Below are 26,062 nucleotides of genomic sequence, written 5' to 3' on the forward strand. Positions count from 1 at the left end.
ACAAAAATAAAAATTTATTTTATTTTTTTGTGATAAAATAATAGCCAAATTATTAGTTTTATGCTAAAAATAACAAAGATTAAAAGGAAAATAATGAATAGTATTAAAATCAAACTTTCCCTCATTGCAAATTTAATTGCAATTTTTGCCTTAATTGTTCTAGGTATTGTAAGTTTTTATTTTACAAAAACCTCACTATATGAAAGCACTCTTAAAAATCAAACTGACCTACTTAAAGTCACACAATCTACCGTTGAAGATTTCCGTTCCACAAATCAATCTTTTACTAGAGCTTTAGAAAAAGATATCGCGAACTTACCTTATCAATCTTTAATCACTGAAGAAAATATTATTAACAATGTTGGTCCAATATTGAAATATTATCGTCATAGTATAAATGCACTAAATGTTTATTTAGGTTTAAACAATGGAAAAGTTTTACTTAGTCAAAAATCTAATGATGCAAAAATGCCTGAATTACGTGATGATTTAGATATAAAGACAAAAGATTGGTATCAAGAAGCTTTAAAAACAAATGATATTTTTGTTACACCAGCATATTTAGATACAGTTTTAAAACAATATGTAATAACGTATTCTAAAGCTATTTATAAAGATGGTAAAATCATAGGGGTACTGGGTGTCGATATACCATCAGAAGATTTGCAAAATTTAGTTGCAAAAACCCCTGGAAATACTTTTTTATTTGATCAAAAAAATAAAATATTTGCAGCAACCAATAAAGAATTATTAAATCCATCCATTGATCATTCTCCTGTTCTAAATGCATATAAACTCAATGGTGATAACAACTTCTTCTCTTATAAGTTAAATAATGAAGAAAGACTTGGAGCTTGTACTAAAGTCTTTGCTTATACAGCTTGTATTACCGAAAGCGCTGATATTATAAATAAACCTATTTATAAAGCTGCATTTATTCAAGCCATTGTTGTCATTATTGTAGTAGTATTTAGCGTCATCCTCCTTTATTTCATCGTATCAAAATACCTCTCCCCACTTGCAGCTATCCAAACAGGTTTAACTTCATTCTTTGATTTTATCAACTATAAAACAAAAAATGTTTCTACTATAGAAGTAAAAAGCAATGATGAATTTGGACAAATCTCAAATGCTATCAATGAAAACATTCTTGCTACTAAAAGAGGCTTAGAACAAGACAATCAAGCCGTTAAAGAATCAGTTCAAACCGTATCAGTTGTAGAAGGTGGTAATTTAACAGCAAGAATTACTGCTAATCCAAGAAACCCACAGCTTATTGAACTTAAAAATGTTCTAAATAAACTTCTTGATGTTTTACAAGCTAGAGTAGGTTCTGATATGAATGCTATTCATAAAATTTTTGAAGAATACAAAAGCTTAGACTTTAGAAATAAATTAGAAAATGCTAGCGGTAGTGTAGAATTAACTACTAATGCTTTAGGTGATGAAATAGTTAAAATGCTAAAACAAAGTTCAGACTTTGCTAATGCTTTAGCTAATGAAAGTGGAAAATTACAAACTGCTGTTCAAAGCTTAACCACTTCTTCAAATTCTCAAGCTCAATCTTTAGAAGAAACTGCAGCAGCTTTAGAAGAGATCACTTCTTCTATGCAAAATGTTTCAGTTAAAACTAGTGATGTTATCACTCAATCTGAAGAGATTAAAAATGTTACAGGTATTATAGGTGATATTGCAGATCAAATCAATCTTTTAGCTTTAAATGCAGCTATTGAAGCAGCTCGTGCTGGAGAACATGGTAGAGGCTTTGCAGTGGTAGCTGATGAAGTTAGAAAACTAGCTGAAAGAACTCAAAAGTCTTTATCTGAAATTGAAGCTAATACTAATTTACTTGTTCAATCTATCAATGATATGGCAGAAAGTATTAAAGAACAAACTGCAGGTATCACTCAAATCAATGATAGCGTAGCTCAAATTGATCAAACTACTAAAGATAATGTTGAAATTGCTAATGAATCAGCTATTATTTCTAGTACAGTAAGTGATATAGCTAATAATATCTTAGAAGATGTTAAGAAGAAGAGGTTTTAACCTTAGATAACTAGCCAAAAAGCTAGTTATCTCTAAATTTACTTATTGATTTAAAATTTGATTTTTACTCTTACATAAATTCTGCCAATTTGAAGCACTTTTGATTTCAAGACATTGTTTTAAACTTTCTTTTTCAGCTTGTATATTTTGCATTCTTTCATAAGTTAAGGCTTGGATATATAAAGCTCTTGCTCTATCTTCATCTGAAAGTTTTAATTTAAGTAAATCTGTTAAAACAGCTAAACTTTCTTCATTTTTATTGATTTTAGTCAAAGCATCAAGATATATAAATTCTAAATTAGGACTAAAAAGATTTATACCTTTAAAATTTTGATAGTCAATGGCCTTAGGTGCGTAAGTTAAAATAGTTGTTTGCATATTGTGATCATTAGCATAAGAAAGTAAAGCATCATAAGCTTCCACCATACTAAAATTCATTGGAAAACTTTCTAAAATTTGCAAAATTTTAATGGCTTGATTGTAGTCATTTAAGCGCAATAAAGACAAAAATTGCAAATAATAAGCCTTAAAATTCTCATCATCGCTTTTTAAAATTCTAGAATTAGCTATATCTTTAGAAATTTTAATCACCTGAGGATATTGTTTATTATCAAAAAGAATAGATGCTTTTTGAAGACCATAAAATATAGAATCTTCATTATAATTTTTATCTATATAATCAAGTGCTTGTTCAACATTAGAAGTTCTGATAAGACAAGCTAACATTTGTTTTTTATTCTCAATTTTCTGACCTATATCATAAGCACTAAAATGCATAAAAATATTTGCAGCATTGATACAATTATCAGCTTTTATCGCATTTTTTAAATCATTAATGGCTGCTTTCTCTAAAAATTGAGTAGCATTTGGAATTTTTTTACTTTCTATAAGATCTTTATAAGCTAAAATAGCACTAAAATTTCCCTCTTTATAATAAAGTGCAACATCTTCATCTAAAGCTTTATTTGCAATATTCTCATCTTTATTTGCATATTGCTTCATTAAATCTGTATAACGCTGATGCAAAAAGCTTGCATTATTATCACCTAAAGCAAAGAATACCTCATCACTTGCTTTTTTAATTTCATCTAAATACTTACCATCTAAATAATCATCCATATACAAATCAAGGTATTTTTTAGCATCACTAGATCTGTTAGCATGTGATAAAACCAAGGCTAAATCTTTTAAAGTTTCTTCATAACTTGGATCAAGTTTGGACATTTTAGCAAAGGCATCTTCATAAATACTTGCACTTATATCAAATTGTCCCTTTTGATTAAATAATTTAGCAAGTTCTAAAGATCTTGGAATATCTTTTCCAAAATATTCAGGATTGGCTTTTAAAATGGTATTAATATATTCTATAGCTTTATTTACTTGCTCATTTGAAAGCAAATTCTTTGCCAAACTCATAGCTGCTCTTGCAGCTAAATCTAAATTTTTTGTATTAAAATAAGTATTTTCATAAATATTTACAGCTTTTTCTTTTTCATTTAAATTATAAATATAGTCTGCATAATCAAGTTTTGATAACTGAGTAAAATAATTATTAGGTTGTTCATTATCCAAAATCGACATTGTATACTCTACATCAGCACGCTGAGCTAAAGCGATATAAGTTCTTAACATTATATGTAAAACTTCTGAAAAATTTTTATCACTTGTAAAAGTACGCGTCCAATTTTTAGCATCATCAATCATCTTTTCTAAAATTTGTTGATCACGCATGCTTGGATCTTGAGTGTAAAGTTTATTTTGAGCTCTTAATTTATAAAGTATAAATTCACTAGTAAAAACACTGCCACGATATCTATTGATAGCACTTTGTGCATCAATCACCACTTGATTGTAATTAGCCTTATCGTATTCTTTTTTGATGCGTAAATAAGTATTGATATCTGCACTTTGAGGAATAACAACAGGATCAGAATTTAAATCCAAAGCTCCAACATAAGGCAAACTCTCATGTGGAAAATTGATATTAAAATCGAGTCCATCATAGTCTTTAATAGGTGCTAGTTCTGGTGTAAAAATAAAAGTAAAAGCCTTACTTTTATGCGAACTTGATGAACTGAGTTCTTTATCTATATAAATATTTTGAGAAGTGTCAAACATTCTTGCTTGTATTTTTGGCAAAATGATCATTTTAATTTTTTGAGCTTCTTGTATAAATTTTAAATCAAAAGCAGAAAAACTCTGATCTTTTAATTTATTATCAACCATACCTACAATATCACATTCAAAATGAACTTTTGCTTCGGTAATAAATTTTTGACATGTAAATTCTAAATCATTACTCGCATGTAAAACTGCAAAAGCTTGATTATTTTCGCGACCCGTGTTTAAAACAAGCTCAAAAGCAAAAGCATTTAAAAAACTTAATAAAATTAAAAATAATATTCTCATAAAATAATTATAGCAAAACTCTTATAACATTAACAATATAACAAAAGTGCTTACACAAACACAAAAAGCTAAAATAAAATTTTGTATAAAACTAAACTTAATATTATGAACCCTATCATTTTTCATAAATAAAGCATGAATTAAAATCTTTAAATACGCATAAAGCATAATAACAGAAGATAAAGCCACAAAAAGCACCAAATACCAATATCCATTTAAAATTGCTGTATTTAAAATCATAAATTTACCCCAAAACACTCCAAAAGGCGGGATACCTGCTAAAGAAAGCACACTAATGCTTAAACAAAAAGCAATTAAAGGTTTTTTAACCAAAAGCCCATTTAAACTCTCATAAGAATTATTCTCATAATTGCTTAAAATCATAAATACAGCATAATTTGCAAAAGCAAATAAAGTCCAATATCCAAAAATAGCAAGCAAAATTCCATCAAAATTTTGTTCTTTTAATAAAGGAATGCAAGCTACCAAAACCAAAGAAGAATGCACTACAGAACTATAAGCAAACATTTTTTTGATATTGTTTTGACTTAGAGCCGCAAAAGCACCTATAAGCATAGAAAAAATCGCTAGAACTATTATGATATATTCAAAACCTGTATTATTTAAAAAATCAAACAAACGAATAACCACAACCAACATGGCAACTTTTGGCACAACTGAAATAAAAGCAACCAAATTTGTATGTGCTGCATAATACACATCTTTAAGCCAAAAATGAAAAGGTGCCAAAGAAAGCTTGATTGCACAAAGAACAAAAATCATCACTCCAGCACCCAAAAGCATGGGATCTTTTTGAAACTCATTTTTTAACGCTAAATTAGCAGATAAATCTAAAGTTCCTGTTTTTAAATAAATAAAAGCTACAGCCATAACAAAAAACCCAGCTCCTACAGCCGCTACACTAAAGTATTTTATCGCACTTGAAATAGCATTATCACTTCCACGCATTGCTATTAAAGTATAAAGTGCTAAAGAAGAACTTTCAAGTCCTATAAAAATAAGTACTAAATTTGAGCTTGAAACCATCAAAAGCAAAGATGCAATCATAAATAAAAATAAAGCATAAAATTCACCCTGATTTTCTTCTTTTTGCATTAAAAGATATAAAAATGAAAAACACAAAATCACCAAAGAAGCATAAAATGAAACAATATCATTATTTAAAGTAGCCAAAAAAGCTTTTGCTTCTAAACCTTGAGCATTTGCATTATTTAAAATCAAAAAAGCACTTACAATCAAAGACAAAGAACTTATGCCGATATAAAACGATCGATGAAATTTCCAAAAACCAGAGCAAAGCAAAAGAACTATTGCAGTTGTAATTAAAAATAAAAATGGATAAGATAAGCTTATATTTAAAAGTTCTAAATTTAAAAAATTATTTAACATTTGCCTCTCCTATTTTAGATAAAAAATCTAAAGTATTTTGCTCAACAGCTCTAATATTCATTGTTTTTATAAGATTATCCACATCTTTTTGTATCGGCTTTAAAAGTATATTTGGCATAAGCCCTAGTCCAAAAATCATTACTACAATGCACACAAGCGCTACTATTTCTCTAAAAAGTAAAGAAAAACCCTCTATAAAGCTTTGTTTTTGCATGAAAAATATTTTTCTAAATACTGCGAACATATAAATCGCTCCTAAAATAATCACCAAACCTGCCAACAAAGCGTAAAATAAATTAATCTTTGCTATACCTAAAAGAATTAAAAACTCTCCCACAAAAGAAACAGTTAAAGGCAAAGAAACACTCGCAAGTAAAATGAGCATAAAGAAAATTGAAAATAAAGGTGCTTTTTTGGCTAAAGAATGGTAAAAAGAAATATCATAAGTATGATATCTTTGGTATAAAAGTTCAACCATTAAAAATAAAGCTCCCGTTACAATACCATGTGCAAACATATAAAAAACCGCACCACTAATACCCAAAGCATTTAAAGAAAAAATTCCCAAAATCATCACACCAAGATGTGAAATAGAACTATAAGCGATCAATTCTTTAATATTTTCTGCCCTATAAGCAATTAAAGCATTATAAACGATACTCACTATACATAAAGCTACAATTAAAGGCATAAAATACACACTCGCATCTGGAAAAAGCGGTAAACAAAAAAGCAAAAATCCAAAAGGAGCCATTTTAAAAACTACAAGCATTACAGAAACAAGAACAGGCGAATTTGCATAAACCTTAGGTGCCCAAGTATGAAGTGGAAATAAAGGAGCTTTGATAGCAAAAGCGATAAAAAATGCTCCAAAAAGTAAAAGTTGCTCTGTAAAATTTACTGCCGAGGCATTATTTTTCCAAATTTCTAAGTCAAAAGTGAAGATGTTTAAAAGTTGATAATTTAAATAAGCTTGATAAATCAATGCCACAAGCATTAAAATTGAACCCGCAAAAGCATAGATAAAAAATTTTACCCCTGCTCTAAAATCTTTACCATAAACTCCCATAATATAAAGCAAAGGCAAAAGAGAAAATTCCCAAAAAACATAAAACAACAAACCATCTTTTGCGCTAAAAAGTCCCATAATAGCAAATTCTAAAAAGAATATACAAGATACAAGCGCTTTTTGTTCCAGCTTTAAAAATAAAAAGCTTAAAAATATCATCAAAGAACTTAAAAGCATCAATATAAGTGCGATACTATCTACTCCTACATGAAAGCTAAAAAATTTCAAAATTTTAAAAGAGAGATTATAATCAAAGCTTGTCCCTTGTAAAAAATCTGCAAAAATATCCAAATTTAAAGCCAAAATCATAAAACTTACAACAACGCTAAAAACCTTAATGCCTCCACGATTTAAAAGCAAAACCACAAAAGCAGAAATTAAAGGAAAAAATATCAAATAATTTAGCATTTTACACCATCCATACCAAAATCAACAAAATCACAAAAGTTGCCACCAAAAATCTAAGCATTAAGTTTAAACTGTTTGGCATAATCATTTTTTGTGAAATAATTTGAGAATACAAAGCAATTTTTTCAACTATTCTATCAAAAATATAAAGATCACAATGTTTTAAAATCGCACATAAACTTTCATATTTTGAAACGATAAATTGATGATAAAACCTAGGAATAAAATAATCATTACTTAAAAGTTTGTGAATTTTATTTTCTTCAATACTTTCCTTAAACCAAGAATTTTTATAAGCAAAAATAGCCAAAATTACACCCAAAATAGCTGCTACACTCGCACAAATCATTACAATTTGATTTTGTGCATCAATAAAAACTAATTTTGTGCTTAAATATTCAAAAAAACTATGTTCAAAAAATCCTGCAATAATAGCTAAAACCATCAAAGGACTCATAGCCAAAAGTGCGATTTTACTTGCTTCATGTGGATGTTCATTGTGTCTTGCAGGGGTAAAAAATACCAACATTAAAAGTCTAAAGCTATAAAATGCTGTTAAAAAAGCTGCGATTAAAAGCACTAAAAAAATACCATGGTGAAAAGAAATGAAAGAATATCCTAAAATCAAATCTTTAGAGAAAAATCCTGCAAAAGGATAAATTCCTGCTAAAGCTAAAGATCCTATACACATCAAAATAGCTGTAAATTTTAAAGGTTTAAAAAGTCCACCCATTTTTTTAATGTCTAATTTATCATTCATAGCATGCATTACATTTCCAGCACCTAAGAAAAGTAAAGATTTAAAAAAAGCATGTGTAGCTAAGTGAAATAAAGCTATACCATAAGCCCCAAGTCCTGCAGCCACAAACATATATCCAAGTTGCGATAAGGTAGAATAAGCAATAATGCGTTTTAAATCCCTAGCCACCAAAGCCATAGAGGCTGCAAAAATCGCTACAAAAGCTCCAAGTAAGGCAATAATATAAGAAACTTCAGGAACTAAATCATAAAGCGTACTTGCACGAATTACCAAATAAACCCCCGCTGTTACCATGGTTGCTGCATGGATTAATGCAGAAACAGGAGTTGGCCCTGCCATAGCATCAGCAAGCCAAGTGTGAAAAGGAAATTGTGCAGATTTTCCCATAGCCCCTATAAATAAACAAGTTGCGATTAAGATCAAAGCGTTGTGATCTAGGCTTTGTGCCATGGAAAAAACTTCATCATATTTTAAAGTTCCTGCTTGTAAATAAAGCCAAAAAATTCCCAAAAGCATACCCAAATCCGCAATACGATTCATAATAAAAGCTTCATTAGCTGCAAAAGAATAAGTATCGTTTTTATACCAAAAACCTATGAGCAACCAAGAGCAAAGCCCAACGCCTTCCCAACCTACGAAAAGTCCTAAGAAATTATCACTCATAACTAAAAAAAGCATAGAAAAGACAAAAAGCCCCAAATAAGCAAAAAATTTATTAAAACCTTCATCATGAGCCATATAAAAAATACTATAAAAATGCACACAAGTAGCTACAATACCTACAACACTCATCATAGTAAGCGAAATAGCATCTATATCAAAGCCAAAATTTACTCCAGCAAACCATTCAAACAAACTCACATTAAAAGCTTCATTACAAAAAAACAAATACAAAGAACAAAAAGCACTCAAAGCTACTAAAAGTGAACAAATTATCCCTACAAATTGTTTTTTCTCACTCAAAGCAAAACAACTTGCAAACAAAAAAGCTACAAAAGGACTAAAAAGAGAAATCAAAGCTAAATTTTGCATACTAAGCCTCCACTTCTTTTAAGCTTTTTAATTCCAAAGTGCCTTTTCTTCTATACCAAAGCACACACAAAGCTACACCAACAGCTACTTCACAAGCTGCTACACCCATGATAAAAAGCGCAAAAACCTGTCCATTTAAATCATTGTGCATTTTAGAAGCTGCTACTAAGGCTAAATTAGCACTATTTAATAAAATTTCACTTGAGATAAAAAGCATGATGAGATTTTGTCTTTTTAAAATCCCTACAAGTCCTATGACAAACATTAAAATAGCGACGAAAAAATACTTTTCTATCATTGTTTTTCCTTTGTTAGCTCTTTATGAGTAAGCACTATAGCACAGACTAAAGCAATCAAAAGCAAAATAGCTATAAACTCAAAAGCTAAAAGATATTTTGAAAAAATCGCTAAAGCCAGTTGTTTATTAAAATCAAACAAAGCAGGATCATTTAAAGGCAAATCCGTGCTGATATTTTGGTATTTAAAACCTATAAGCATGGCCAAAAGTAAAATCGTACTTAAAACCACCAAAGTAAAAAAACTTTTTTTAGCTTTAAGTTGTTCTTTAAATTCTTTAGAAGCATCAAAAAACATCATCGCAAAACTATAAAGTCCAAGTACAGCTCCACTATAAACAATAATTTGTATCACGCCTAAAAACTCTGCATCAAGTAAAAAATAAAATCCCGATAAAAATACCATTCCACCCGCTAAAGCAGAAAGAGAATAAAGCATATTTTTACTTAAAACCGCAATGCCAAAAAAGCCTAAAACCACTACACTAAAAAATACAAAAGCCAAATTTTCTATCATTTATTTTCTCCTTGCTCTTGTGTATTTTGATTTTCTAAGGCTCTTTCAATCATCACATCATAATAATTTGGCGTTTTTTTAACCCACAAATTTGCATCCTTTCTAAGACTTCCTGCTCCTTCAAATTCAACTTGATTTTTAAGCTTATCAATAGGAGTTAAAAAATCTTGCTTATAGCCAAAATAAGACCTTTGCTCGGCTGCATTTTCATACTCTGTGCCATGCACTATAGCAAGTTCAGGGCAAACCTCAGCGCAAAAACCACAATAAATACAACGCCCTAAATTAATACTATAATTTTCTACTTTTTTACGCCCATTTTCATCTAAAGAAGTTTCCATTCTGATACAATTACTAATGCAAATTTTTTCGCAAAGCCCACAACCTATACATCTTTCATTTTCGCTTTCTATAAAACGCATCAAACGATGAACAGCACGGTAACGATTGTCAAGCTTTACCTTTTCAAAAGGATATTTAATCGTAGCGCTATTATTTCTCTTAAGTAATTCTCTCATCATCACAAAAAGCCCTACAAAAAGCTCTAGTTTAACGCTTCTACGCAAAGCTTGTGAAATTTTCTCCCAAGTGCTAACAGGAGTTTTTCTTTTCTCATCTACTAAATAATAATTTTTCATATCAAACTCCTATAAAAGAACTGTCAAAGCAGTGATTAAAAGGTTTAAAACAGCTAAAGGGATTAAGATCAAATAGCACATTTTCATCACTTGATCTGGACGCAATTGCGGAAAAGCAGCTCTTGCCCAAAAATACCAAAAGAAAATAAAACTTGATTTTACTATCATCATAATCCAACCAGGAATAATCCAAAAGCTATTAAAACCCCCTAAAAACAAAAGAGTGACCAAAATAGCTCCAGCTATCATAGAAGTATATTCACCTATGAAAAACATACCCCATCTTAAACCCGAATACTCCGTTCCATAACCCGCTACAATTTCAGCATCATTTTCCGTCAAACAAAGCGGAGTTCTATTAGTCTCTATAAATAAAGCAATTATAAAAAGCACAAAAGCCAAAGGTTGTTTAAAAATAAGCCAAGAAAAAAATCCATCGCTTTGATAATTGTTAATATCCACCAAAGAAAAAGAACCTACAAGCATTATAATAGCAATCAAAGCTAAAGCTCCTACGCTTTCATAGGAAATAATCGATACAAGCCCTCTTGCAGCCCCTAAAATCGACCATTTATTATTACTTGCAAGTCCACCCAAAAACACCGCATAAAAGCAAAGTCCTGAAGTGCCGATGACAAAAAGCAAAGCTACATTGATATCTGCCACTATAGGCTGAATCACCCTTCCAAATAAAGTAAATTCAGGTAGCATAGGAATAGCTGCTAAAGAAACAAAAGCACAAATAGCAGAAATCAAAGGTGCTATAGCAAAAATAAATTTTTGCGAATTTGAAGGGATTATATCTTCTTTAGTAAAAAGTTTTATCATATCAGCTACAAGTTGAATAAGCCCAAAAGGCCCTACCATATCAGGCCCTATGCGTCTTTGAAAATAAGCTAAAACCTTTCTTTCAGCATAAGTTGCAAGACCTGCTAAACTCGCAAATATTGCAATGATAATAATACATTTAATCAAAGTCTCTAAAGCAAAAAAAGCAAAATCACTCATGGTTTGCTCCTAATTTTTCTAAATTCGCCACAACAAATCTTTCATCAAAAAAGCTTAGCGTATCAAGTTTTTCATCAAAATACGGCAAGAAAGCTCCATTTTTTATATCCTTATCCACACGCACACTAAGGCTTAATTCTTTATCTTTTATTTTAAGTTTTACAAGATCTTTATCTTTTAAATTTTTCTCTTTAGCTAAATTTTCACTTACACCTAAAAAAATCACCTCATTAATCGCACTAGCACGATTTGAAAATCTACCAAATTGATAGCTAGGATTAGCACTATAAAGCAAAATTTCATCTTCTTTTAGGCTTAAATTTTCAAAATTTGGAGAGATGAATTCTTTTTTAGCAACTTGTTTGAAACATTCTAAATTAAGCTCATATCCCCTTTTACAATCGCCTGCATTGGTATAAAAATTGTCTAAATGATCAAAATCAATCGGAGAAAAACCTTTATTTATAGGGAGTCTCTTAGTATAATTTATAGTATATTCCTCATCAAAACCTAAAGCATTAGCCAAATCATTTAAAAAATATCCCTTAAATTCTAAAGCAGCATTAGTTGGTACCACTCTTTTATCATAATTTAAAAAAGTTCCTTCTTGCTGATTTAAACTCGCACTAGCTAAATTTGCATGCTCTTCATAAGAAAAACTAAAATCACCTTTTTCATTGTAGCCTAAAGTCTTGCCTTCTTGTGTATTGTTATCCAAATCACAAATCATAGCCACACCTAAGGTATTAGTATGCGTAGGATTTAAAAAGACTTTAAAAGGAGTAGTATTTTGGATCAAAGCAAGTAATTTAGCAAGTTTTTTCGCATTTTTATGAAAATAAAAATCACTCCCTACAACAAGAGTAAAATTTGCTTTTTTAAGCAATAAATCTTCTAATTTATCTTCATCTATGCCTAAATTTTTAGCAAAAACAGAGCGTTGTACTTCTATGATTTTTTTTACTTTTTTAGGTACGACTTTTTTTACTTCTTTTTGAATTTCATTGCCTTCTTCATCTTTTTCTATGACTTGTTCTACAACTTCTTCGTTGATACTTTCTTCTATTTCTTTATTTTCACTAACAAAAAACTCTGCTAAATGAGTTTTAATACCTTCATCTTGGCTAAATTTTTGAAGTAAAAAATATAAAATTTGCTCTTCATCGCCATTTTTATGAATGTGCGGGATAAAATTTTTAGAATATTTTGCTATACCCATATCTTCCATAGGATGAAAATAAAGCCCTGAGCCTTTATTCATCACTAAAGCATTATTGATTTTATAGCTAAGCGTTGGAGCATCATATCTTAAAAGCATTCCAGCTACAACCAAAAAATCACTTTTTGTTATATCTTGAGTATTAGCGCTATAAAACTCACCAGAATTAGCGATAAATTCTTGTAAAAATTCTTTAAATTTCAAAGCTTCTTCATTGATCAAAGAAAGATTAAATTTCTTTTTTAAATTTTGTAAAATCAAAGCTTCTTCATTGGTAATAAAACTATTAAATTTAATGTTTTTAATTTCATTTTTCTCAAAAAGCTCCACAAGTTCTTTAAAGGCTTTTTCATCTTTATCCGCCTCATTTTGCGTATCAAAAGCAAACCTTGCAGCCTTATTTAAACTCGCAAAGGCAAAATCATTACTCACACGATAAATTTTTTCTTTTTGATTGCTAATGCCGCTTTGCTTAATATCATAATACATCAACTCACAATCGCTTGAATGCGGATTTGAAGCAGGGATTCTTTTAAGTTCCCAAATATTTGAAGTGTATTGAAATTTCGAACCTATCAAAGCTCCTGTTGGACACACGCTTGTACATTCTCCACAAAATGAACAATCAAGCGTATCACCATTTGCAGGGCCTATCAAACTTTTTTGAAATTTAGTCCAAATCGCATAAGCATCTTTTCCCATGCTCTCTTTAAAGCTATTATCCACACTATCTCCGCCACGAGGAACAGTCTTTAAAGCACTTTCGCCGATTTTATCCTTACAAACTGTAATACAACGCTCACACACTATGCAAAGTGCGGGATCGTAATTAATCATTCCCCAATGTTTATGTGGTTTATGCGTGTCTTTAATCCAATGTTTTTGAACATTTACACGACTTTTATGAGTAAAATTTTGCAATTCACACTCGCCTGATTTATCGCAAACTCCACATTCTAAAGGATGATTGATACAATAAGCTTGCATGATCTCATTTCTTTCATCCCAAAGATTTTGTAAATCACTTTCTACAACCATACCCTCTTTTGCTTTAGTATTGCAAGAATATACCTTTTTACCATCAGCTTCAACCATACACATACGACAAGCCAAAGTAGGACTACAGCCCGAAAGATAGCAAATCGCTGGGATAAAAATATCATTTCTTCTTGCTATATTTAAGATATATTCGCCTTCTTCAAAGGCGCAATCTATACCATTAATCTTAACTGTCATTTTGCTTCCTTTATGCGAATTGGAGTAAAATCAAAACCATTATTTTCATAATTTAAAAAAGCTATGGTGCCTTGTAAATTTTCATCTAAACAAAGCTTAGTTTTAAAACTAAAATCTTTAGCTAAAATTTCAACTTCACTTTGATCTTTGCATTTTGCAATTTGTAAAAATTGCTTTGAACAATGTAAATTTTTATCTTGCAAATTTGCTCTAAAAAGCACTAACCCGTCATAATTATCGAGTTCTTTTAGGGTGTTTAATTTTGCCTTTTTAAAATCGCATTCTTCTTCATCGCTATCTAAAATCTTTAATCCATATTTTACACTTAAGAAATTCAAAAAATATTTGATATTTTCACTATCTTTATAAGAATGGATATTTTTATCTATAATTAAATACTTAACCTCTTTTAAAAAAGCAAGCACTTCGCCTGCTTCTTCCTCTCCAAAACAAGATTCAGCACTTAAATATCCCTCATCTAAATCGCAAAATTGTCCTTCATCGCTTAATTTACAAAGCAAGGCCAAAACAAAACTCAAACTTGCAATTTCGCATTTGTAAAATTTAGCTTTTAAGTTTTTATCTTCCAAACAAGAAATATTAATGCTATTTACACCTATTTTTTCACATAAATTTTTGTTTTTAAGGCTTGGCATATCTAAAAAACAAAGAGCATTATCATAAATCATACCCTCTCCTTTTTTATAACAATAGTCCAATCGACTTGATTAAATTTCAAAGAATTTAAAAGCTCACAGCCTTGTTCTTTTACAAAAGAAAAACTTTTTTCAACAGGAGAAAAATCGCCGATTTCAAAAAGCACCACTAAAACCTCACCTTGTTTTGCTTCTTTTATGATTTGTGCTAAATCTTCAAAAAGCTCTTTGCTTTTTCTTAAATCTACCCTTCTCATCGATCTATCTCACCTAAAACTATATTTACATTACCCATAATGGCTACAACATCAGCTAAATAAGTACCTACAAGCATTTCTTCAAAAAACGCACAATGCCAATAACTAGGCGTTCTAGCCTTTAAACGATAAGGTCTTCCTGTACCATCACTATGGATAAAAAAGCCAAGCTCACCTTTTGGACTTTCAGTAGGCACATAAACTTCGCCTTTAGGGGGTTTTAAACCTTGAGTGATTAAAACAAAATGCTGCATTAAAGAATAATTCTGCGTTAAAATTTGTTCCTTTGAAGCACTTACATACTCAGGATGCGTAGCTAAAATTTCAGGCGAAGTATCTTTATAAAGCATGGCACATTGTCTAAGGATTTTCAAACTTTCACGAAATTCTTGCATATAAACTTTATATCTTGCATAAGAATCCCCTTGCGTAGCATAAGGCACACCAAATTCAACTTCATTATAAAGCAAATAAGGCTCTTCTTTGCGTATATCGTATTTTATGCCACTTCCTCTTAACATCACACCCGTACAACCCCAATTTAAGGCTTGTTCTTTAGTAACCACACCTACATTTTCAGTTCTTAAACGCCAAATTCTATTATCATCTAAAAGATCTTCATAATCTTTTAAATCATTTAGAAATTTATCGCAAAATGCAAGCATTTCTTCTAAATAATTCTCAGGTAAATCAAGCATAACCCCGCCTATTCTCATAGAAGAATGCGTAAGCCTTGCACCGCAATACTTTTCTATCAAATCCAAAACATACTCTCGTTCTCTAAAACAGTATAAAAATACACTCATCGCACCAATATCAAGCGCATGAGTAGCAAGCCAAAGCAAATGCGATGTGATACGGTTTAATTCTAAAAGTATCATGCGTATCACTGCGGCACGGCGTGGAATCTCTAAACCACAAAGCTTTTCAACCGCTGCACAATAAGCATAATTATTCGCTGAAGCAGCGATATAGTCCATTCTATCAGTAGTAGGAATAAATTCTTGATAAATCATATTTTCAGCCATTTTTTCCATACCACGATGCATATAACCTATACAAGGACGCGCTTTTACAACTTGCTCTCCATCGAGTTCTAAAATAAGACGCAAATTTCCATGCGCTGAAGGATGTTGAGGGCCTAAGTTGATAATCATTTTTGAGTCTTCTTGCTCAAAAGCTATATTTTCATAATAAGGTTTTAACTTGCTAGGAATTTGCATTTTAACGCCTTTTCTCTAAAATTTTTGCTTCATCACGTTTTACTTTTTTTACAAAAGCCACACCTTCATCTTCTTGATATTCTTGTTTAAAGGAAATTTCCTTCTTTTGACCACCTTTTGGCACTTCATGGTAAAGTCTTGCAAAATTTAGCGTATCTTTATCATCAGCAAAACCAGAATCTCTTTGTTCTTCGCCCACTACTTCACGATATTCTTTGCCAAAAATTTTATCAATCTCATACCATCTTGCAAACTCATCGCCCTTTAAAGGATAAGTTTTCAAAAGCGGATGTCCAAACCAATCATCAGGCATTAAAATGCGTTTTAAATTAGGATGATTTATGATGAAAATTCCAAACATATCATAAATTTCTCTCTCACTCCAATTTGCCCCTTTAAAAACATGAGCCACGCTTTGCAAACGCTCTTTTACGCCTACAAAAGTTTTTATTCTCACTCTTAATTTTTTTTCTAAATTTAAAAGCTGATAAAACACTTCAAAACCATTTTTATCTGCTATAAAATCAATAGCACTTGCTTCTGTAAAACTTAAATAACCTAAAGTTTTAAGCATTTGCAAGGTTTTAACATTGTCTTCTTTTTTAATTTCTATTACCCAAAAATCAAACTCTACAAAGGAATTTAAAATTTCTACTTGAGTTTTTAAAACTTCAAAATCCTCTTTAAAAACACTTTCATTAACATCAGATTTTACAGTGTGTGGTGCGTGATAAAATCTATCTTTGTAGTAATTTTGAGTTTGAGCATTTTTTTTATCGCTATACTTTCTCATCATATCAACCTTTTAGGTGCGATCTTGCGACTTGCTTTTTCTTTGCGAATCTTTTTTTGCAAAATCATCAAAGCAAACTGAAAACTTTCGGGGCGTGGAGCACAGCCTGGCACATAAATATCTACAGGTATAATTCTATCCACTCCTTGAACAGTAGAATAAGTATTAAACATACCGCCTGTATTGGCACAACTTCCCATAGAAATCACCCATTTAGGATCAGGCATTTGATCATAAAGTCTTCTTGTAAATTCAGCGTGCTTTTTACACAAAGTTCCTGCGATAATCATCACTTCACTGTGGCGTGGTGAAGCTCTAAAAATCGTTCCAAATCTATCAAAATCATATCTTGAACCCCCAGCCGCCATCATCTCAATCGCACAACAGGCAAGTCCATAAGATAAAGCCCATAAAGAATTACTCCTGCCCCATTGAACTAGCTTATCCACACTGGTTAAAACTACGGGCAAACCACTTGCATAATTTACTTGATGCTCTGCCATGCAAACGCTCCTTTTTTATAAGCATATAAAAATCCAACTCCTAAAAGTACGATAAAAACAAAAACTTCTAAAAATCCAAACCAACCTAAATCTTTAAAAATCAAAGCCCAAGGAAATAAAAACACAACTTCTATATCCAAAAGTATGAAGATTAAGGCGATGATGAAAAATTGAGAGTTAATCTTGTTAGCTTGTTTAACAGGAATAGGACCACATTCATAAATTCCAAGTCCTAATTTTTTGCGATTTTTTGCGGCAAAATTATTACCGATTTTTGAAGCTAAAAAAACCAGTCCAAAAAAAATAACACTAGCAAGTACCAGCATTAAAAAAATACCAAAATAAGGATGCGAAGCATCTATATGAGACATTTATTCTCCTTTTTTAAAGCACTTTAATCACTCCACAACAAAAATTAAATTTACACTTTTCTTTATTTTACTCTAAACTTTCTATATTGAAACTTATATTAAAAAATATTTTTTAAAGTTTTAATTTTTTATGATTAAATTTATAAAAAAGATCACTTTGATGGGTTATAAATATATAAGAAATATTATTTTTTTGCTGATAGTCATATAAAAAAGTTAAAATTTCTTTAGAAGTTTTAATATCAAACGCTGAAGTAATTTCATCTAAAATCAACAATTTAGGATTTAAAACCAAAGCACGGATAAGACCTACACGTGTGGCTTCTCCTCCGCTTAACTCATAGGATTTTTGTTCTAAAATTTGTTTTTTTAGACTAAAAAAATCAAAAAATTCTAAAATCAAGTCATCATTCTTTTGTAAATTAAAATTTTCCAAACCATCTTGTATAAGATTTTTGATTTTTTTATAAGGGTTTAAAGCCATTTTTTGATCTTGAAAGCAATATTGAATTTGCTTTCTTAAAAGTCTTTGTTTGTTTTTATCAAGCTTGTGTAAGTTAAGATTTTCATACCATACCTCACCCTCACTTGGATCTTCTAAAAAACAAAGAATTCTAGCTAATGTGCTTTTACCTGCACCACTTTTACCTAAAATTATTAAATTGTCATTTTCATTTAAAGAAAAATTGACATTATCAAAAATAATATGTCTTTCTTTTTTTAAATACCAATGCTTTTTAAGCTCATAAAACTTACTTAAATTACAAACTTTAAGCATTATAATACCTTAAAAACTCATCTAAGCTATATAAATTTGAACTATTTTTTTCTAGCATAAGAATTTCATCTGCTAAAGAATTTACCAAATTTAAATCATGAGTGATACAAACTAAGGCTGTAGTATTTTTTAATTCTTTTAAAATCGATATAATCTTAGAAGCGTTTTCTTTATCCAAAGAAGCTGTGATTTCATCACAAATTAAAATTTGGGGTTGATTTAATAATGCCAAAGCTAGGCTCACCCTTCTTGCCATACCCAAACTTAATTCATTAGCATAAGAATGCCACAAACGATCAAGATTTTCAAATCCTAATTTTTGAAAATAAGAAAAAGCGTAATCTTTTATTTCTTTTTGTTTTAATTTTGTATGAGTTTTTAAAACAAGATGACATAAATTTCCAATATCCAAATAAGGATAAAGACTAAGCTCTGCATCTTGCAAAACAAGTGCCACTTTAGAACGAAAATTTCTAAGCTCTTCTTTATTAAAATTAAAAATACAAGAATTATGAAAACTTAATTCATCAAAACTTATTGTGAAATTAGAATCTAAAAGTCTTACCAAAGCTTTTCCTAACAAACTTTTGCCCACTCCACTTTGTCCTAGTATCATTAAAGTTTTGCCTGTTTTTATATCTAAATTAATATCCTTAAGTAATAAATTATTCTTCAAACTGATATTTAAATTTCTTACCTTCAAGATCTTATACCCCAAATTTTTTGTAAAAAATTACCCAACCATAAAAGAGGTAAAAACAACAAAAGCAAGCTTAAAAGTGGAAAAAGTATCATCCACCAAGCGCCTATAAAAACTGCTTTTGAAGACTCACTCAAAAGAGTACCTAAAGTTGGAATTTCAAATCCTAAACCCAGTCCAAAAAAACTCAAAGTAGCTTCTGTGGCTATAGCATGAACGATATTAAATATAAAAAGTGTAAAAATCAGTGTTTTTAAAGCAGGTATTAAATCTTTAAAAAAAGCTCTAAATTTAGTTCTTCCAAGCACTATATTTGCTTTGTAAAAATCTAAATTTTCAAGTCTTTTTAATTCACTTTCTATAATTCTTGCTATGAAACACCAATGAATTAAAGCGATTAAAAAAATCATCAAAAACACATCAGAAGTTATCATACTTTGAAAAAACATCATAAGTAAAAAAGCAGGCAAGGCTAAAAAAAACTCTAAAATACGCATCCAAAAAACATAAAAAAAACATCGCGCTAAAAACAAATAGCACAAAGCAAAGATAATAGACAATAAAGATCCACCAACACCTATAATCAAAGAATTTCTCAAAGCAAAAAGCAAACGAGAAAACAAATCTCTGCCTAAAAAATCAGTCCCTAAAATATAAGTAAAATTAGGAGCTTGATGCAAATTTTCTAAATGAGTGCTTAAAATATCAAAAGAAGCTAAAAAAGGTGCAAACAAGGCGCATAAAAACAAAAAAATTAAAGGCGCAAGAATGATAAGAAATTTAAACAAAATCAAGCCTTCTTAATCTAGGATTTAAAATCCTAGCTACAATATCACTTAAAAATGTAAAAAATGCTGCAAGCAAAACACTAAAAAATATAAGCGCAAGCACAATAGGATAATCTTTAAAAATAATACTTTTAAAAAGTAAAGATCCAAGCCCCTTGTAAGCAAAGACACTTTCTACCACATAAGTTCCCATCATAAAACTTAAAGCACTTCCCCCAAAATAAGCCACAATAGGACTTAAAGAATATTTCAAAACTAAAAAATAAATATCTTTCTCCCTTAAAGCCCTAGCGTATAAATTTTGAATAAAAATTTGAGAAAAACTTTCATTGATAAAATTTCTAGCAATCCTTAAAAATAACGCCAAATGTGATAAAACGAGCACCAAAACAGGCAAAATCAAATGCTCTAAACGATTTAAAAAATCATCTTCAAAGCCTATATCACTACTTCCCATAACAGGCAAAATTTTCCAAAAAATTCCAAAAATCAAAACAAACAATAAAGCCAAAACAAAAGGAGGTAAAGCAAAAAAATTAAAAGCTAAAAAAGTGATGATTTTATCTATAAAACTTTCTTTATAATAATATCCCAAAAGTGCCAAAAAAACACTGAGCAAAAATAAAAGCATTAAGGCACTAAAACCCAAAATAAAAGTATTAAAAATTCTTTCTTTTATAAGCTTTAAAACACTTTCTCCACTTAAAAAAGAAACCCCTAAGTCCCCTTTTAAAGCCTTAAAAAGCCAAATTTTATACTGCTCTAGCAAAGGCTTATCAAGCCCTAAATTTTGTTCTATTCTTTGAACAAATTCTTTACTTTGTGAATTAACTCCATTAGCATAAGCTATACTGCCTTTACTAAAATGAAGTAAAACAAAACATAAAAAAGTGCTAAAAAATGCTATGAAAATACTAAAAACTAAGCGTTTTAGCACTATTTACTCCACTCATAAACATTCCAAGTAAAACCCACTCCATGATGACCTAAAGTCCTTGTTTTGATACCTTTTAAATCTTTATTATAAACTAAAGCAAAATCAAGATAGGCTAAGAAAATAAAAGGAGGATTTTCATACAAAGCATCTATAAAATCTTTATAATATTTTTTTCTCTCTTCTAAATTTGAAGTATTTCTTGCTTTTTGCAAGGCTATATCCACTTTTTTATCATGATAATGTCCAAAATTCCAACCCTCATCATTTAAAGCACTATCTTGCGAACTTTCAAATACCCTAAAAGTGTGAAAATCAGGATCTAAAGGACTTCCCCAGCCTATTAAAAAACTATCTACTTTAGAATAATCAAAACTTCCAGCAGGTTTAGCCACCACCTTGCTTACAACTCCTATTTTTCTAAATTCGCTTTGCAAAATTCCAGCTAAACTTACCCTTAAAGGATCATTGCTCATCGCCCAAATTTCAAATTCTAAAATTTTCCCATCTTTTTCAAAATTTCCATCTTTATTTTTCTTAAAACCTGCACTCACAAGCAAATCCTCGGCTTTTTTAGGATCATATTTGTAAATTTTAAAATTCTTAGAATTTGCCCAAGAACGCTCTAAAGGGTGATTAGCTACAAAAGCATAATCATGTAAAAGATTTTTTACTATACTTTCTTTATCGACTGCGTAATTTAAAGCTTGTCTTACTTTTAGATCTTTTAAAAATTCATTATCTAAATTAAACATTAAAGCCCGATAATCAGCCGATTTTTCACGCAAAATTCCAAAATTTTCATCATTTTTAAAAATATTTAGCAAAGAAACATCGATTAAAGCTGCGTCTATCTTGCCATTTTTAAGCTCAGCACTAGCTATAGAAGGATCAAAAATGTGTTTTATAATAAGTCTTGGAGTTTTTACCTTATCAAGATAAAAATGTTCATTGGCTTCAAATTCAACATATTCACCTTTTTTCCATTTTACAAATTTATAAGGACCTGTACCTATAGGATTTTGATTAAAAGAGCTTGTGTTTAAATTCTCATTTTCAAGCAAATGTTTAGGAAGCATTCCTATGCTTAAAGCATCTAAAAATGCAGGATAAGGTTTAAAGAGTGTGATTTTTACATGAGAAGGATTTAAAATTTCCACACTTTTAATGTCTTCAAAATTGACATAAATAGAAGAATTGTTTTTAGGATTTTTAAAGGCTTCTATACTAAATTTCACATCATCAGCACTAAATTTGACTCCATCATGCCATAAAACATCATCTCTTAAAAAAATATCATAAACAAGCCCGTCTTTACTAATATCCCAAGACTTAGCCAAATCAGGTTTTAAACTCATATTTTCATCAAAACGCGTAAGCCCTGAAAATACAAGATTAATCACTGCATCATGATCCTCGCTATAAGCAGGATTTATCCTTGCGATTTCATTTTCAACTGCTATAATAAGTGTATCTTTTGGAATTTTAGCCTCAAGATTCAAAAACAATAAAAATAGTAAAACAAACCATCTAAGCACTTGTAACTCCTCAAATTTAAAATTTTAAAGAATTATAAAATAAAAAATAAGAAGCCACAAGCTCTATGGGGGGATAATTTGCTTTAAATTATGGAGTTTTATTTATCAATTAAATTGCTTCACTGCATTCATCCAATAAATACGCTATATGCTGCCAAGATATACCCGTAGCATCGCTTAATCCTATCTCGCAAGTGCTTGATGTACTAAACCCGCGCTTAATATTTGTTTTGGCATAAAATTTTTTAAAGCCTTTTGTAGCACTAATATTTAATTGAGGCTTGAAAAAGCCCTTGTATCCAGCAAACCCACAACAATAGGTATCATTATCTATTAATACTTTTCCATTCGTACATAGCTTTGTAAGCTTAATTATATTTTCATTTAAACCAAGCTTTCTAGCAGCACACATGATATATAATCCTACATTCTCATTGATTTTATCAATGCGTAACTTGGGAGCAATAAATTTTAATAAATACTCGCTTAAATCATAAATTTCGTACTTTGAATGATCACTAATTAACTTAGCACTACAAGCACTATGATCTAACACTATGGGTGAGTCTATATTGCTTAAAAAGTCATTGATTTTTTGTATATTTTTATCTTGAATATCTTGAAAATTCTCATAAGCCTTACCACAACATAAATCATTGGGTGCATAAATAATGCCTATATTTGCTTTTTTACACAAGCTTTCAAATACTTCTTGCAAACTTCTTTTATCATGCATTTTTTCATTTGGTTTAAAGCTTTTATTAAGACAGCTTGTAAAATAAACCACATTGCAAACTCTTTTATGACTTTTTAGCTCATAATCATTCACCTTAGGCAAATACGCCCTAGTTCTTGGTATAATGCTAAGAAAATTGCTTGCTTTTTCAAGCTTATTATCAAGACTTAAATTATCAAATTTATTTGCGATACTTAATGAAAATTTAGCAATTTTTAGAGTTTTTTCATGATTTTTATATGCTAGATTTCCTAAAATTTTAGATATAAATCCTATATTATTTTTTCTATATTTTAATGAAAAATCAGCAAAATTAATCCCCAAAGGACATGAAAAAGAGCACACCCCACAAGCAGCACAAGAGCTGTCTACTAAATGATTGTAATATTTTTTAATATCCTTTAATTTTGCTTTTGACTCATCATCATTTAAGCTTTCAAGGCGTTTAATCTCTCGTAAGATCGCAATTCTTTGTCTTGGAGTAATTGTATATTCATTTGATGGACAAAATCTTTCGCAAAATCCACATTCCATACAGGTATTTAATTTCTCATCAATCCAACTGACTTGTTTGATATTTTTCTTATAAATATCTTTATCATCGCTAATGATTACATCGGGATTAAATAAACTATCCTTATCAAAGATACTTTTGATTTTTTTATTGATCAAATAAGCTTGCTTACCCCACTCTACCTCCACAAAAGGTGCCACCATACGCCCTGTGCCGTGTTCAGCTTTTATACTTCCACCATAAGAAGCTACTATATTAGACATTTCTTTAACTAGATTTGAAAAATTATCAAATTCAAGCTTATTGTTTAAATCCGGTGTGATAATAAAATGGATATTGCCTGCTAATGCATGGCCAAAAATGATTCCATTATCACCAAAGCCATATTTATAAAACAATTCTTGAATGCTTTTAATTCCATCGGCTAAATCCTCGATATTAAAACACACATCTTCAGTAATTACCGTTGAACCTGCCTTTCTAAGACTAGCTGCTATAGGCAAGAGTGCTTTTCTAATCTTCCACCATAAATCATATTCGGCCTTATTCTTGCTAAAATATGACTTATAAGCCAGTTTGGAAATTTCTTTTATTTTATTTATATTTTCATCAAGCTTAAGCTCATTACTATGCTCACTTTGGATCAATACACAAGTATTGCCCTCTTTAATATCAGCTAAAATATCTCTTAACTCATCATAAGTTGATGCAGCTTTTAAACTTGCATAGTCCATTATTTCAGCAGAACTTACAAAATCAACTTTAGCAAATTCTTTTATAGTGTTTGCAGCATTATTGATATTATCAAAAAACAATAAAGCACAGGCCTTAAATTCCAAATCATCCAAAACAGCAAGCTTAACTTCGCTTACAAATCCCAAAGTCCCTTCAGAGCCAATAAGCAAGTGTGCTAAAATATCTATTTCATCATCATAATCAACAAAGGCATTAAGGCTATAACCTGTGGTGTTTTTGATTTTAAATTTTTTGATTATTAAATCTTTTAATTCTTTATTGGCATTAATCTTTTCTTTGATCTCTCTAAGTTCATTAATTAATTTTTTATTTTCATCTTTAAATCGAGCCACGCTTAAAGCATCGCTGGTATCAAGCATACTACCATTTGCCAAAATCACCCTAATACTTCTTAAGGTTTTATAGCTATTATCCTTAGTTCCACAGCACATTCCGCTTGAATTGTTATTTATAATCCCTCCAATTAAAGCTGAATTTATAGTAGCTGGATCAGGTCCTATTTTTTTCTTCAAAAAAGCAAGACTTTCATTAGCATGAATGCCTACTACACCACATCCTAAAGTAATTTCGTTAGCGTCTTTGTTAATTTTTATTTTTTTAAAGGCAAATTTAATCACTACAAGCACTCCATCACAAGAGCTTTGTCCACTTAAACTTGTACCTGCTGCTCTAAATGTTATAGGAGTTTTATAAGTATTTGCTAATTGAATAATTTGCTTAATTTCATCTTCATTTTTAGCAATAATCACTATTTTTGGAATATAAAAATAACACGACGCATCAATGCCATAAGCATAGCATCTAGCATAATCATTAAAAATTCTATCCTTAAAAATATACTTAGCCTCATTATAAAAAGCTTTAAAATTTGCCATAGTCCCTCTTTTTAATTTATTATCAATTATATAATTTAATAATTTAAAGATAATTTTAAATTTATATTTTTGAGCATAATTTTAACACAAGTCAATTTTTTTCTCCTTTTTAAGATATAAAATATCTCTTTTACAACAAAAAGGAGAAACTATGACAAAAGAACAAATTCAAATCATCAAAGATTGTGTGCCTATTTTGCAAAAAAATGGAGAGGATTTAACCAATGAGTTTTATAAAATAATGTTTAATGATTATCCTGAGGTAAAACCTATGTTTAATATGGAAAAACAAATTTCAGGAGAACAACCAAAAGCTTTAGCAATGGCGATTTTAATGGCGGCTAAAAATATAGAAAATTTGGAAAATATGAGAAGCTTTGTTGATAAAGTTGCCATAACTCATGTTAATTTAGGAGTTAAAGAAGAGCATTATCCTATAGTTGGAGCTTGCCTTTTAAAGGCTATTAAAAATCTTTTAAATCCTGATGAAGCCACTCTTAAAGCTTGGGAAGTTGCTTATGGAAAAATTGCTAAATTTTATATCGATATAGAAAAAAAGCTCTATGATAAATAATATAAGCCCATTTTG

At 30.1% G+C, this 26,062-nt stretch carries 23 protein-coding genes; 2 read left to right on the top strand and 21 right to left on the bottom strand.

What is annotated here, in order from left to right:
- Positions 1-60 precede the first annotated feature (60 nt).
- On the top strand, positions 61-2,049 hold the full coding sequence (locus FBE96_RS07590; protein WP_010891944.1) for a methyl-accepting chemotaxis protein: 1,989 nt from the start codon (positions 61-63) through the stop codon (positions 2,047-2,049).
- 42 nt (positions 2,050-2,091) lie between these two features.
- Here the strand turns inward: FBE96_RS07590 and FBE96_RS07595 are convergent, their stop codons facing one another.
- The 21 genes from FBE96_RS07595 to FBE96_RS07695 all read right to left on the bottom strand — a co-directional run bounded on the left by FBE96_RS07595 (position 2,092) and on the right by FBE96_RS07695 (position 25,473).
- Positions 2,092-4,458, bottom strand: coding sequence for a paralysed flagellum protein (locus FBE96_RS07595; RefSeq protein WP_002871959.1), 2,367 nt, complete (start codon positions 4,456-4,458; stop codon positions 2,092-2,094).
- 21 nt (positions 4,459-4,479) lie between these two features.
- On the bottom strand, positions 4,480-5,868 hold the full coding sequence (locus FBE96_RS07600; RefSeq protein ID WP_002871958.1) for an NADH-quinone oxidoreductase subunit N: 1,389 nt from the start codon (positions 5,866-5,868) through the stop codon (positions 4,480-4,482).
- Positions 5,858-7,345, bottom strand: a complete 1,488-nt coding sequence (locus tag FBE96_RS07605) for an NADH-quinone oxidoreductase subunit M (protein ID WP_002871957.1) — start codon at positions 7,343-7,345, stop codon at positions 5,858-5,860. Before FBE96_RS07605 ends, FBE96_RS07600 begins: the two co-directional genes overlap by 11 nt.
- 1 nt (position 7,346) lies before the next feature.
- Positions 7,347-9,137: an NADH-quinone oxidoreductase subunit L gene (nuoL, locus tag FBE96_RS07610; protein WP_002871956.1), complete on the bottom strand. Its 1,791-nt coding sequence runs from the start codon at positions 9,135-9,137 to the stop codon at positions 7,347-7,349.
- Between the two features lies 1 nt (position 9,138).
- On the bottom strand, positions 9,139-9,435 hold the full coding sequence (gene nuoK / locus FBE96_RS07615; RefSeq protein WP_002851490.1) for an NADH-quinone oxidoreductase subunit NuoK: 297 nt from the start codon (positions 9,433-9,435) through the stop codon (positions 9,139-9,141).
- The gene (locus FBE96_RS07620; protein WP_002864418.1) at positions 9,432-9,950 is read right to left on the bottom strand and encodes an NADH-quinone oxidoreductase subunit J; all 519 of its coding nucleotides are present in this window, start codon (positions 9,948-9,950) and stop codon (positions 9,432-9,434) included. The genes nuoK and FBE96_RS07620 overlap by 4 nt, the downstream gene beginning before the upstream one ends.
- The gene (gene nuoI / locus FBE96_RS07625; RefSeq protein ID WP_002851456.1) at positions 9,947-10,588 is read right to left on the bottom strand and encodes an NADH-quinone oxidoreductase subunit NuoI; all 642 of its coding nucleotides are present in this window, start codon (positions 10,586-10,588) and stop codon (positions 9,947-9,949) included. The genes FBE96_RS07620 and nuoI overlap by 4 nt, the downstream gene beginning before the upstream one ends.
- A gap of 9 nt (positions 10,589-10,597) precedes the next feature.
- Positions 10,598-11,596, bottom strand: coding sequence for an NADH-quinone oxidoreductase subunit NuoH (nuoH, locus tag FBE96_RS07630; RefSeq protein WP_002851149.1), 999 nt, complete (start codon positions 11,594-11,596; stop codon positions 10,598-10,600).
- Positions 11,589-14,051, bottom strand: coding sequence for an NADH-quinone oxidoreductase subunit G (locus FBE96_RS07635; protein ID WP_002851440.1), 2,463 nt, complete (start codon positions 14,049-14,051; stop codon positions 11,589-11,591). Before FBE96_RS07635 ends, nuoH begins: the two co-directional genes overlap by 8 nt.
- Positions 14,048-14,740, bottom strand: a complete 693-nt coding sequence (locus FBE96_RS07640; RefSeq protein ID WP_002851266.1) for a hypothetical protein — start codon at positions 14,738-14,740, stop codon at positions 14,048-14,050. The genes FBE96_RS07635 and FBE96_RS07640 overlap by 4 nt, the downstream gene beginning before the upstream one ends.
- On the bottom strand, positions 14,737-14,964 hold the full coding sequence (locus tag FBE96_RS07645) for an NADH-ubiquinone oxidoreductase subunit E family protein (RefSeq protein ID WP_002824979.1): 228 nt from the start codon (positions 14,962-14,964) through the stop codon (positions 14,737-14,739). The genes FBE96_RS07640 and FBE96_RS07645 overlap by 4 nt, the downstream gene beginning before the upstream one ends.
- Positions 14,961-16,187, bottom strand: a complete 1,227-nt coding sequence (gene nuoD / locus FBE96_RS07650) for an NADH dehydrogenase (quinone) subunit D (RefSeq protein ID WP_002858018.1) — start codon at positions 16,185-16,187, stop codon at positions 14,961-14,963. Before nuoD ends, FBE96_RS07645 begins: the two co-directional genes overlap by 4 nt.
- 1 nt (position 16,188) lies before the next feature.
- On the bottom strand, positions 16,189-16,983 hold the full coding sequence (locus FBE96_RS07655; protein ID WP_079254424.1) for an NADH-quinone oxidoreductase subunit C: 795 nt from the start codon (positions 16,981-16,983) through the stop codon (positions 16,189-16,191).
- Positions 16,980-17,483: an NADH-quinone oxidoreductase subunit B gene (locus FBE96_RS07660; RefSeq protein ID WP_002851253.1), complete on the bottom strand. Its 504-nt coding sequence runs from the start codon at positions 17,481-17,483 to the stop codon at positions 16,980-16,982. The genes FBE96_RS07655 and FBE96_RS07660 overlap by 4 nt, the downstream gene beginning before the upstream one ends.
- Complete coding sequence (locus FBE96_RS07665; protein ID WP_002851275.1) at positions 17,465-17,854, bottom strand: NAD(P)H-quinone oxidoreductase subunit 3; 390 nt, start codon at positions 17,852-17,854, stop codon at positions 17,465-17,467. Before FBE96_RS07665 ends, FBE96_RS07660 begins: the two co-directional genes overlap by 19 nt.
- Before the next feature lie 112 nt (positions 17,855-17,966).
- Positions 17,967-18,632 (bottom strand): ATP-binding cassette domain-containing protein, encoded by a 666-nt coding sequence (locus FBE96_RS07670; protein WP_002851151.1) that lies wholly within the window; start codon positions 18,630-18,632, stop codon positions 17,967-17,969.
- The gene (locus tag FBE96_RS07675) at positions 18,625-19,335 is read right to left on the bottom strand and encodes an ATP-binding cassette domain-containing protein (RefSeq protein WP_002869220.1); all 711 of its coding nucleotides are present in this window, start codon (positions 19,333-19,335) and stop codon (positions 18,625-18,627) included. Before FBE96_RS07675 ends, FBE96_RS07670 begins: the two co-directional genes overlap by 8 nt.
- Positions 19,332-20,126 (bottom strand): ABC transporter permease subunit, encoded by a 795-nt coding sequence (locus FBE96_RS07680; RefSeq protein ID WP_021034254.1) that lies wholly within the window; start codon positions 20,124-20,126, stop codon positions 19,332-19,334. Before FBE96_RS07680 ends, FBE96_RS07675 begins: the two co-directional genes overlap by 4 nt.
- A complete protein-coding gene (locus tag FBE96_RS07685) occupies positions 20,113-21,057 on the bottom strand; it encodes an ABC transporter permease (RefSeq protein ID WP_002851293.1) in 945 nt (314 codons plus the stop codon). Before FBE96_RS07685 ends, FBE96_RS07680 begins: the two co-directional genes overlap by 14 nt.
- Positions 21,057-22,592 carry an ABC transporter substrate-binding protein gene (locus FBE96_RS07690; protein WP_002896959.1) on the bottom strand — a complete coding sequence of 512 codons (1,536 nt, stop codon included), beginning with the start codon at positions 22,590-22,592 and terminating at the stop codon, positions 21,057-21,059. The genes FBE96_RS07685 and FBE96_RS07690 overlap by 1 nt, the downstream gene beginning before the upstream one ends.
- A gap of 109 nt (positions 22,593-22,701) precedes the next feature.
- The gene (locus FBE96_RS07695; RefSeq protein WP_002890166.1) at positions 22,702-25,473 is read right to left on the bottom strand and encodes an FAD-binding and (Fe-S)-binding domain-containing protein; all 2,772 of its coding nucleotides are present in this window, start codon (positions 25,471-25,473) and stop codon (positions 22,702-22,704) included.
- A 151-nt stretch (positions 25,474-25,624) separates the two neighbouring features.
- Here FBE96_RS07695 and cgb point away from each other — a divergent pair, with 151 nt between their 5' ends.
- On the top strand, positions 25,625-26,047 hold the full coding sequence (gene cgb, locus FBE96_RS07700) for a single-domain globin Cgb (protein ID WP_002814418.1): 423 nt from the start codon (positions 25,625-25,627) through the stop codon (positions 26,045-26,047).
- Positions 26,048-26,062: the final 15 nt, after the last annotated feature.

This window comes from Campylobacter sp. CFSAN093241 (assembly GCF_012889595.1).
GTDB lineage: Bacteria > Campylobacterota > Campylobacteria > Campylobacterales > Campylobacteraceae > Campylobacter_D > Campylobacter_D jejuni.

Coding starts and splice junctions, on each gene's coding strand:
- FBE96_RS07590 (WP_010891944.1), top strand. CDS start 61: ATGCTAAAAATAACAAAGATTAAAAGGAAAATAATGAATAGTATTAAA.
- FBE96_RS07595 (WP_002871959.1), bottom strand. CDS start 4,458: ATGAGAATATTATTTTTAATTTTATTAAGTTTTTTAAATGCTTTTGCT.
- FBE96_RS07600 (WP_002871958.1), bottom strand. CDS start 5,868: ATGTTAAATAATTTTTTAAATTTAGAACTTTTAAATATAAGCTTATCT.
- FBE96_RS07605 (WP_002871957.1), bottom strand. CDS start 7,345: ATGCTAAATTATTTGATATTTTTTCCTTTAATTTCTGCTTTTGTGGTT.
- nuoL (WP_002871956.1), bottom strand. CDS start 9,137: ATGCAAAATTTAGCTTTGATTTCTCTTTTTAGTCCTTTTGTAGCTTTT.
- nuoK (WP_002851490.1), bottom strand. CDS start 9,435: ATGATAGAAAAGTATTTTTTCGTCGCTATTTTAATGTTTGTCATAGGA.
- FBE96_RS07620 (WP_002864418.1), bottom strand. CDS start 9,950: ATGATAGAAAATTTGGCTTTTGTATTTTTTAGTGTAGTGGTTTTAGGC.
- nuoI (WP_002851456.1), bottom strand. CDS start 10,588: ATGAAAAATTATTATTTAGTAGATGAGAAAAGAAAAACTCCTGTTAGC.
- nuoH (WP_002851149.1), bottom strand. CDS start 11,596: ATGAGTGATTTTGCTTTTTTTGCTTTAGAGACTTTGATTAAATGTATT.
- FBE96_RS07635 (WP_002851440.1), bottom strand. CDS start 14,051: ATGACAGTTAAGATTAATGGTATAGATTGCGCCTTTGAAGAAGGCGAA.
- FBE96_RS07640 (WP_002851266.1), bottom strand. CDS start 14,740: ATGATTTATGATAATGCTCTTTGTTTTTTAGATATGCCAAGCCTTAAA.
- FBE96_RS07645 (WP_002824979.1), bottom strand. CDS start 14,964: ATGAGAAGGGTAGATTTAAGAAAAAGCAAAGAGCTTTTTGAAGATTTA.
- nuoD (WP_002858018.1), bottom strand. CDS start 16,187: ATGCAAATTCCTAGCAAGTTAAAACCTTATTATGAAAATATAGCTTTT.
- FBE96_RS07655 (WP_079254424.1), bottom strand. CDS start 16,983: ATGATGAGAAAGTATAGCGATAAAAAAAATGCTCAAACTCAAAATTAC.
- FBE96_RS07660 (WP_002851253.1), bottom strand. CDS start 17,483: ATGGCAGAGCATCAAGTAAATTATGCAAGTGGTTTGCCCGTAGTTTTA.
- FBE96_RS07665 (WP_002851275.1), bottom strand. CDS start 17,854: ATGTCTCATATAGATGCTTCGCATCCTTATTTTGGTATTTTTTTAATG.
- FBE96_RS07670 (WP_002851151.1), bottom strand. CDS start 18,632: ATGCTTAAAGTTTGTAATTTAAGTAAGTTTTATGAGCTTAAAAAGCAT.
- FBE96_RS07695 (WP_002890166.1), bottom strand. CDS start 25,473: ATGGCAAATTTTAAAGCTTTTTATAATGAGGCTAAGTATATTTTTAAG.
- cgb (WP_002814418.1), top strand. CDS start 25,625: ATGACAAAAGAACAAATTCAAATCATCAAAGATTGTGTGCCTATTTTG.